Origin of the sequence: Microbacterium sp. (assembly GCF_031988965.1) — a bacterium.
Taxonomy (GTDB): Bacteria; Actinomycetota; Actinomycetes; order Actinomycetales; family Microbacteriaceae; genus Microbacterium.
In genome coordinates this window covers 23,203-31,615 of the sequence record NZ_DALZXX010000022.1, presented here as the reverse complement: position 1 = coordinate 31,615, position 8,413 = coordinate 23,203, and the positions used below count along the sequence as shown (strand labels likewise).

Below are 8,413 nucleotides of genomic sequence, written 5' to 3'. Positions count from 1 at the left end.
CCTACCCGGCCACGGTGCCGACGCCGGCACCGACGCCGGCACCGGCACCGACGCCGACCCGACTCTCGCCCGCCCGCTGACCAGCGCTGATCTGAAGGCATGACATGACCGACACCACCGACTCCGCCCTGCTCGACTCCGCCCGCGCCCTCGACGCCGCCGACCCGCTGCGCGCGCACCTCGACGCCTTCGCCGAAGCTCCGGGCGTCGGCGCGTACCTCGACGGCAACTCGCTCGGCCGTCCGCTGCGCGACACCCCCGAGAAGCTCGCCGCCTTCGTCCGCGACGACTGGGGCACGCGCCTGATCCGCTCGTGGGACGAGCAGTGGATGACCCTTCCGATGGAGCTCGGCGACCGCATCGGCGCCCTCACCCTCGGCGCCGCTGCCGGGCAGACCGTCGTCGCCGATTCGACGAGCGTGCTGATCTACAAGCTGATGCGCGCCGCCGCGACCGCCGACCCGACCCGCACCGAGCTCGTGATCGAGGCGGGCAACTTCCCGACCGACCGCTTCATGGCCGCGGGCGTCGCCGCCGAGACCGGCATGACCGTGCGCTGGATCGAGCCCGACCCGGTTCTCGGCGTGCAGATCGCCGACGTGGTCGCCGTGATCTCCGACAAGACGGCGCTCGTCTCGCTGAGCCACGTCGACTACCGCTCCGGCGCCCTCGCCGACATGCCCGCCATCACGGATGCGGTGCACGAGGTCGGTGCGCTGATGATGTGGGATCTCTGCCACTCGGCGGGGGTCATCCCGATGCAGCTCGACGCCTGGGGCGTCGACATGGCCGTCGGCTGCACCTACAAGTACCTCAACGGCGGTCCCGGCTCCCCCGCGTTCGCCTACCTGCGGCACGAGCACCAGGGTGTGCTGCGCCAGCCGATCCAGGGCTGGTGGAGCGCCGCCGACATCTTCGCGATGGGCCCTGAGTACGTGCCGGCGGGCGACATCCGCCAGCTTCTCAGCGGCACTCCCCCGGTGACCTCGATGGTCGCGATGCAGGGCATGCTCGATCTGATCGAGCGGGCGAGCATCGACGGCGTCCGTGAGAAGGCGAAGTCTCTCACCGACTTCGCCGTGCGCGCCTACGACGAGCTGCTCGCGCCGCTCGACGTGCGCCTGCTCAGCCCGCGCGACGCCGACCTCCGCGGTGGCCACGTGACGATCGGACACCCCGACTTCCGCGCCGTGACGCAGCGGCTGTGGGCCGACGGGATCATCCCGGACTTCCGCTTCCCCGACGGCATCCGCCTGGGACTCTCACCGCTCAGCACCTCGCACGCCGAGACGCTCACGGGCGCGCTCGCCGTGCGCGATGCTCTGGAGTCGCATGACCGCTGAGCGCTCGGGGTCGGTCACCGATGCCGAGGGCACCGTGCTCGACGACATCGATGCGCGCCCCGGCAGCACGGCGTCGCTGCTGCGCACGCTGATAGGTCTCTACCTGCGCCCCCTCGGCGGATGGATCTCGGCGGCCGACCTCGTCGCCCTCGCGGGTGACCTCGGAATCCCGACGGCGCAGGCGCGCACCGGCATCACGCGCCTCAAGCAGAAGGGACTGCTGCTCGCCGAACGCCGGCACGCAGTCGGCTACCGGGTCAATCCGGATGCCGTCACGATGCTCGAGCGCGGAGATCGCCGCATCTTCGAGATGCGCGAGATGACGGATGCCGACAGCTGGTGCCTGATCTCGTTCTCGATCCCGGAGAGCGCCCGCAGCATCCGCCACCAGCTGCGCCGCCGGTTGCAGTTCATCGGTGCGGGAGTCGTGTCGCCCGCGCTGTGGATCTGCCCCGGTCACCTGCAGGACGAGGTCGTCGACATCGTCACCGAGCTCGATGCCCGAGCATGGGTGACGCTGTTCCGGGCCGGTGCGCCGACCACATCGCGCACGCTGCCGGAGGCCGCGTCCGAGTGGTGGGACCTCGACGCGCTGCGAGACGAGCACCTCGCCTTCCAGCGGTCGCTGACGGCTCTGCCCGATGAGCCGTTCGCCGCCTATGTGCGACTGATCGACAGCTGGCGAGTGCTGCCGTACATCGACCCGGGCCTTCCGCCGTCGATGCTCCCCGCCGACTGGCCGGGCGGACGCAGCTACGCCGAGTTCGCGCGCCTGTCGACGACACTGGCGGATGCCGCGTGGCAGCACGTGCGCGAGCTCACCGGGGCAGTCACTGCGGAGGCGGCGCGGTCGTAGCCCGCACCACGAGTCGGGTGGTCAGGATCACGTTCATCTCGTCGATCTCGCCGCCCGACAGCAGGGTGAACACCATCTCGGCCGCCACCGCGCCCAGCCGTCGCATCGGCTGCTGGATGGTCGTGAGCGGCAGAGCCCGCCTGGTCGCCTCGGGCACGTCGTCGAAGCCCACCACCGAGAGGTCGGCCGGCACCCGCAGTCCGAGTTGGTGGGCGACGTCGATCACCGCGATCGCCGACAGGTCGTTCGCGGCGAAGACCGCCGTGGGTCGGGAGTCGCCGCTGAGCATGACCCGCGCCGACTCGCGCGTCGCCTCGAGTTCGTAACGACCGACGCCGATCAGGGCGGGGTCGAGCGGGATGCCCGCATCCGAGAGCGCTCGTCGATAGCCGGCGTCCCGCAGACCGGCCGACCGCAGATCGGGGCGTCCGGCGAGGAAGCCGATGCGCCGGTGCCCGAGCTCGATCAGGTGCCGGGTGGCAGCGAGCGCTCCCCCGAAGCTGTCGGACTCCACCGTCGGCAGGTCTGCTCGCCCCGTGTGCGGATCGACGGCGACGACGGGGATCTCGGTGCCGGCGCTCACGACCGTCGGAGTCACCATGATGGCGGCGTCGATCAGCGTTCCGGACAGCCGGCTGAGCGACCGACGCTCCCAGCCGTCGCTCGCACCGTGGTGCGAGCCCGCATAGGCGAGCAGGTCGAATCCGGTGTCGTGCATGGCCGCGCCGACCCCCTTGAGGATCTCGGCGCTGAACGGTTCGAAATCAGCCAGAAGCACCCCGACCACCCCGGTGCGCCGGGCGCGCATGCTGCTCGCGACCAGGCTCGACTCGTAGCCGAGATCCTTCACGGCGTCGAGCACACGCTGCACCGTGGCATCCGCGATCCCGTAGCGACCGTTGACCGCCTTCGACACCGTCGACACCGAGACGCCCGCGGCCTTCGCGACGTCATGGATCGTGGTGCGGGCTCCCATGAGTCGCCAGCGTAGCTCCGCGAGCCCGCCCGCGGAAACTGTTTTCGAAAACGTTTGACGATCGCCACCGCCGACTGAAGACTGCATCCCACTGCGGTCTCGCCCGAGCCTCCGCAGGCGCCCGCATCGACGCGGCGCGCACATCTCGATGAGGAGAACGATCACATGAACAGCAGAAGGCTCCCCCTCGCCGCCGCGGCCTCGGTGCTGGCCGTCGGAGCGCTCGCGCTCTCGGGCTGCACCGGCGACACCTCCGGCAGCGGCGACGGTGACGGCGGCACGACCATGACCCTGTGGCACAACTCGACGACCGGCCCCGGGGTGGAGTTCTGGGAGAAGACGGTCGCCGACTTCGAGGCGGACAACGAGGGCATCACGATCGAGATCCAGTCGATCCAGAACGAGGACCTCGACGGCAAGCTGCAGACGGCGCTCAACTCGGGCGATGCCCCCGACATCTTCCTGCAGCGCGGCGGAGGCAAGATGGCGGCGATGGTCAAGGCGGGTCAGCTCAAGGACCTCACCGACTCGATCGCCGGCGGCGCGAAGGACGAGATCCCGGATGCCGCGTACTCGGCCAACAGCCTCGACGGCAAGATCTACGCCATGCCGGTGGCCGTGCTCCCCGGCGGGCTGTTCTACAGCCAGGATCTGTTCGACGAGGCGGGCATCACCGAGAACCCGACCACGCTCGACGAGCTCGAGACGGCGAACGCCGCTCTGAAGTCCGCAGGCATCGAGCCGATCGCCCTCGGCGCCAAGGATGCCTGGCCGGCCGCGCACTGGTATTACTGGCTGGCCCTGCGCGAGTGCAGCTCCGACACCCTCGCCGCGGCCGCCGACGAGATGGACTTCAGCGACGACTGCTGGGTGCGCGCCGGTGAGGATCTGCAGGCGTTCGCCGAGACCGAGCCGTTCAACTCCGGCTTCCTGACGACCACCGCACAGCAGGGCGCCGGCAGCTCGGCGGGCCTGATCGCGAACCACAAGGCCGCCATGGAGCTGATGGGCGCGTGGAACCCCGGTGTCATCGGCTCGCTCACCCCTGATCAGCAGCCGCTCGCCGACCTCAGCTGGTTCCCGTTCCCCGAGGTCGACGGCGGTGACGGTGAACCCGGCTCGATGATGGGCGGCGTCGACGGCTACTCGTGCGCGGTCGATGCGCCCGACGCCTGCGTCGACTTCCTGAACCACCTCGGCGCCTCGGCCGTGCAGACCGAGTACTACAAGGCCTTCAACGCCCCGCCGGTCAACACCGTCGCGCAGGAAGCCGTCACCGAGCCGTACCTGCAGGAGATCCTCGCCGCGTACAACGACGCACCGTACGCGACGCAGTGGCTCGACACCGTCTACGGACAGAACGTCGGCAACGCGCTGAACGTCGCAGTCGTCGACCTGCTCGCGGGCAACAGCTCTGCGGAGGACCTCGTCAAGGCCGTGCAGGATGCCGCAGCGAAAGCGTGAGAAGGGTGTCCGGCTGGAAGTGATGCTTCTGGCCGGACCCGCCCTTCTCGTCTTCCTCGCCTTCGTCATCTTCCCCGTGCTGATGGCGGCGTACTACGGCTTCTTCAGCTGGCAGGGCTACGGTCCGCCCACCGACTTCGTCGGGCTGAAGAACTACCTGACGATCCTCCAGGATCCGCTGTTCCACGACGCGCTCGCGCACAACGGCTTCATCCTGGTCTTCTCCCTCGTGCTGCAGGGACCGATCGCGATCCTCCTGGCGCTGCTCCTGAACCGCAGGATGCGGGGTCAGTCGCTCATCCGCGTGCTGATCTTCGTGCCCTACGTGATCTCGGAGGTCGTGGTGGGCACCGGATGGAGCCTCATGCTCCAGACCAACGGCGCCCTCAACGCGATGCTGACGAACATGGGGCTGGGGTTCCTCGCGACCGACTGGCTGTCGGATCCGGGGATCGCGATCTGGACCCTGATGGCGATCATCACGTGGAAGTACATCGGCTTCGCCGTCATCCTGTTCCTCGCCGGCCTGCAGGGCATCCCCGACGAGCTGCACGAGGCGGCGGCGATCGACGGGGCCTCGTACTGGCAGATCCAGTGGCGCATCACCCTGCCGCTGCTCGCTCCGACGCTGCGCATCTGGGCGTTCCTGTCGATCATCGGCTCGCTGCAGCTGTTCGATCTCGTCTACATCATCTGGGGCCAGTACATCGCCTCGACCGCCGGCACCTCGACCATGGCGACGTACATGGTGTCGGAGGGGCGCAACGCCGGCAACTACGGCTACGGCAATGCGGTCGCCGTGGTGCTGTTCCTCATCTCGCTCGTGGTCGCGCTCATCTACCAGCGCGCCGTGCTTCGTCGAGACACCGACGGCGCACTGACCGGCACCCCGTCATCACGCACACGGTCTCGGCGGTCGGTCGAGCCGCAGCCGGATGCCCCCGAACTCGAGAAGGAGCTGGTCCGATGACCGCCACCTCGGTACTCGTCACCCAGCGGCCCGGCCGCTCCGGTCGTACGGGCCGCGCTGCGAAGCCCCGGCTGCCGTGGGCGAACCCGGCGGTGTACTTCGTCGCACTGATCGCGGTCGGACTCATGCTGGCGCCGATCGCGTACATCATCACCGGTGGATTCCGCACGAACGCGCAGATCACGACCGATCCGGCCGGCTTCCCGCAGCCGTGGGTGGCGTCGAACTACCTCGACGTTCTCACCGGCGACGTGTTCTGGCGCCTGGTGGGCAACTCGACGATCGTCGCCCTCGCCACGACCGTCGGCACCGTCACCCTCGGACTCATGGCCGCGTACGTGCTGGCCCGCTACCGGTTCGCCGGACGCGGCGTGCTCTATGCGTTCTTCGCCGCCGGGCTCATGTTCCCGCTGACCGTCGCGATCACCCCGCTGTACATCGTCGTGCGCAGCCTCGGGCTCATGAACTCGCTCGGCGGCGTCATCCTGCCGCAGATCGCGTTCGCGCTGCCGACCACGATCATCATCCTCGTGCCGTTCCTGCGGGCGATCCCCGACGAGATCCAGGAGGCCTCATTCATCGACGGATGCAGCCGCCTCGGCTTCTTCTGGCGGATGGTGCTGCCGCTCTCGCTGCCGGGGGTCATCACCACCGGCATCCTGGCCTTCATCGGCAGCTGGAACGGCTACCTGCTGCCCCTGTTCATCCTCAACGACCAGGCGGCGTTCACGCTGCCGCTCGGAGTGCAGTCGTTCGCGTCGCAGTACTCCGTCGACACCGCGAAGGTGCTGGCGTTCACCTCGCTGTCGATGATCCCGGCGCTGATCTTCTTCAGCCTGTTCGAGCGGCGCATCGTCGGAGGGCTCACCGGTGCGGTCAAGGGCTGAGTCGACCGCACCGGTGTCGCCGGCCGCCGACGCCATCGCCATCGCCGCCGACGCCGTCGAGAAAGAGACCATGATGCCGCAGTCCCCCGGCTCCACACCCCTCTCCCCGCGCGTGAGCGCACTGCTCGACGCGATGACCCTCGACGAGAAGCAGGCGCAGCTCGTCGGCTTCTGGGTCGATCAGGGGTCCGAGGTCGTCGCCCCGATGTCGGGCGAGAAGAAGAGCTCATCGCGCTATGAGGAGGCGTCCGCGCACGGGATCGGCCACCTCACGCGGGTGTACGGCACCCGTCCGGTCGATCCCGTCGAGCGCGCGGCGTGGCTGTGGGCCGAGCAGCGCCGCCTGCAGCAGGAGACCCGGCTCGGCATCCCCGCGATCGTGCACGAGGAGTGCCTGACCGGGCTCGCGGCGTGGAAGGCCGCGACCTTCCCGACGCCACTCGCCTGGGGCGCTGCCTTCGACCCCGAGCTGGTCGAGGAGGTCGGTCGCGCGGTCGGGTCGTCGATGCGCGCCCTCGGCATCCATCAGGGACTCGCCCCCGTGCTCGATGTCATCCGCGATCCCCGCTGGGGCCGGGTCGACGAGTGCATCGCCGAGGATCCGCTGGTGGTCGGCCGGGTCGGCACCGCCTACGTGCGCGGGTTGCAGTCCGAGGGAGTGCACGCGACGCTCAAGCACTTCGTCGGATACTCGGCGTCGAGGGCCGGGCGCAACCATGCGCCCGTGAGCATCGGGCATCGCGAGATCGAAGACGTGCTTCTGCCGCCCTTCGAGATGGCGGTGCGCGAGGGCGGCGCACGCAGCGTGATGAACTCGTACACCGACATCGACGGCGTGCCGCTCGCAGCCGATCCGCGCTATCTCACCGGCATCCTGCGCGAGCGCTGGGGCTTCGACGGCGTCGTCGTCTCGGACTACTTCTCGATCGACTTCCTGCGGAGCATGCAGCGGATCGCCGCCGACTCCGCCGACGCCGCGCGGCTCGCGATCACCGCGGGGATCGACGTCGAGCTGCCCTCTCCCGACGCCTTCGTGACGCTCGCCGACCAGGTGCGCGACGGGCGCCTCGCCCCCGAGGTGCTCGACCGGGCGGTCGCGCGGGTGCTCGCCCAGAAGGAGGAGCTCGGGCTGCTGGATGCCGACTTCGACACGCCTCCGACGTCGATCGACCTCGACCCCGCCGAGCATCGAGCACTCGCCCGGCGGCTCGCCGAGGAGTCGGTCGTGCTGCTGAGCAACGACGGGATCCTGCCCCTCGACCCGGCGGGGCCGGCGCGCATCGCGGTGATCGGTCCGAACGCCGACAGCACCGAGGCGCTGATGGGCTGCTACTCCTTCGTCAACCACGTGCTCGCCCATCACCCCGAGACGCCCGCGGGGATCGAGCTGCCGACCGTCGCCGCTGCTCTGCGTGCGGAGTTCCCGGCGGCCGAGATCACGACCACGGCCGGATGCGCCGTCGAGGGCACCGACCGCTCCGGCATCCCCGCCGCCGTCGAGGCTGCGACGGGCGCCGATGTCGCGATCGTCGTCGTCGGAGATCGCGCCGGCCTGTTCGGACGCGGCACCGTGGGTGAGGGCAACGACGTCGACGACCTCGAGCTGCCCGGCGTGCAGCGCGACCTCGTCGAGGCGATCGTCGCGACGGGCACCCCGGTGATCCTGATCTCGATGACGGGTCGCCCGTATGTGCTCGACTGGGCACTGCCTCCCCGCGCCGGGGCCACCGGTGCGATGACCGGGCTCGGGGCCGTGGAGGCCGAGGCATCCGCAAGCGCCTCACCTGCCGGTCGCCCCGCCGCGGTGCTGCAGACGTTCTTCCCCGGCGAGGAGGGTGCGCCCGCGCTCGCCCGGCTGCTGAGTGGACGGGTCGCGCCGTCGGGCCGACTGCCCGTCTCGCTGCCGCGGTCGGCGGG

General features: G+C 69.9%; 6 protein-coding genes and 1 pseudogene. 6 read left to right on the top strand and 1 reads right to left on the bottom strand.

The genetic code is table 11. The features are described 5' to 3' along the window. The first annotated feature begins 104 nt into the window (after nt 1-104). Both RTM68_RS07060 and RTM68_RS07055 read left to right on the top strand, forming a co-directional pair. On the top strand, nt 105-1,343 hold the full coding sequence (locus RTM68_RS07060) for an aminotransferase class V-fold PLP-dependent enzyme (protein WP_312169571.1): 1,239 nt from the start codon (nt 105-107) through the stop codon (nt 1,341-1,343). Next, nucleotides 1,333-2,199, top strand: coding sequence for a PaaX family transcriptional regulator C-terminal domain-containing protein (locus RTM68_RS07055; protein ID WP_312169569.1), 867 nt, complete (start codon nt 1,333-1,335; stop codon nt 2,197-2,199). The genes RTM68_RS07060 and RTM68_RS07055 overlap by 11 nt, the downstream gene beginning before the upstream one ends. Here RTM68_RS07055 and RTM68_RS07050 read toward each other — a convergent pair. Next, entirely contained in the window at nt 2,174-3,175 is a 1,002-nt protein-coding gene (locus RTM68_RS07050) for a LacI family DNA-binding transcriptional regulator (RefSeq protein WP_312169567.1), read from the bottom strand. The two genes, RTM68_RS07055 and RTM68_RS07050, sit on opposite strands and share 26 nt — an antisense overlap. Nucleotides 3,176-3,340: 165 nt before the next feature. Between RTM68_RS07050 and RTM68_RS07045 the strand changes: the two genes are divergently transcribed. From RTM68_RS07045 to RTM68_RS07030, 4 genes and pseudogenes are all read left to right on the top strand, one after another. Further along, the gene (locus RTM68_RS07045) at nt 3,341-4,639 is read left to right on the top strand and encodes an extracellular solute-binding protein (protein ID WP_312169565.1); all 1,299 of its coding nucleotides are present in this window, start codon (nt 3,341-3,343) and stop codon (nt 4,637-4,639) included. Next, nucleotides 4,620-5,609, top strand: a complete 990-nt coding sequence (locus tag RTM68_RS07040) for a carbohydrate ABC transporter permease (protein ID WP_396654202.1) — start codon at nt 4,620-4,622, stop codon at nt 5,607-5,609. The genes RTM68_RS07045 and RTM68_RS07040 overlap by 20 nt, the downstream gene beginning before the upstream one ends. Continuing rightward, nucleotides 5,606-6,496 carry a carbohydrate ABC transporter permease gene (locus tag RTM68_RS07035; protein ID WP_312169563.1) on the top strand — a complete coding sequence of 297 codons (891 nt, stop codon included), beginning with the start codon at nt 5,606-5,608 and terminating at the stop codon, nt 6,494-6,496. The genes RTM68_RS07040 and RTM68_RS07035 overlap by 4 nt, the downstream gene beginning before the upstream one ends. Nucleotides 6,497-6,566: 70 nt before the next feature. Continuing rightward, nucleotides 6,567-8,413, top strand: a pseudogene (locus RTM68_RS07030) (glycoside hydrolase family 3 protein); the annotation flags it as partial.

Bases quoted from the DNA above. Each gene is read 5' to 3' on its own strand.
- RTM68_RS07060 (WP_312169571.1), top strand. From the start codon at position 105: ATGACCGACACCACCGACTCCGCCCTGCTCGACTCCGCCCGCGCCCTC.
- RTM68_RS07055 (WP_312169569.1), top strand. From the start codon at position 1,333: ATGACCGCTGAGCGCTCGGGGTCGGTCACCGATGCCGAGGGCACCGTG.
- RTM68_RS07050 (WP_312169567.1), bottom strand. From the start codon at position 3,175: ATGGGAGCCCGCACCACGATCCATGACGTCGCGAAGGCCGCGGGCGTC.
- RTM68_RS07045 (WP_312169565.1), top strand. From the start codon at position 3,341: ATGAACAGCAGAAGGCTCCCCCTCGCCGCCGCGGCCTCGGTGCTGGCC.
- RTM68_RS07040 (WP_396654202.1), top strand. From the start codon at position 4,620: ATGCCGCAGCGAAAGCGTGAGAAGGGTGTCCGGCTGGAAGTGATGCTT.
- RTM68_RS07035 (WP_312169563.1), top strand. From the start codon at position 5,606: ATGACCGCCACCTCGGTACTCGTCACCCAGCGGCCCGGCCGCTCCGGT.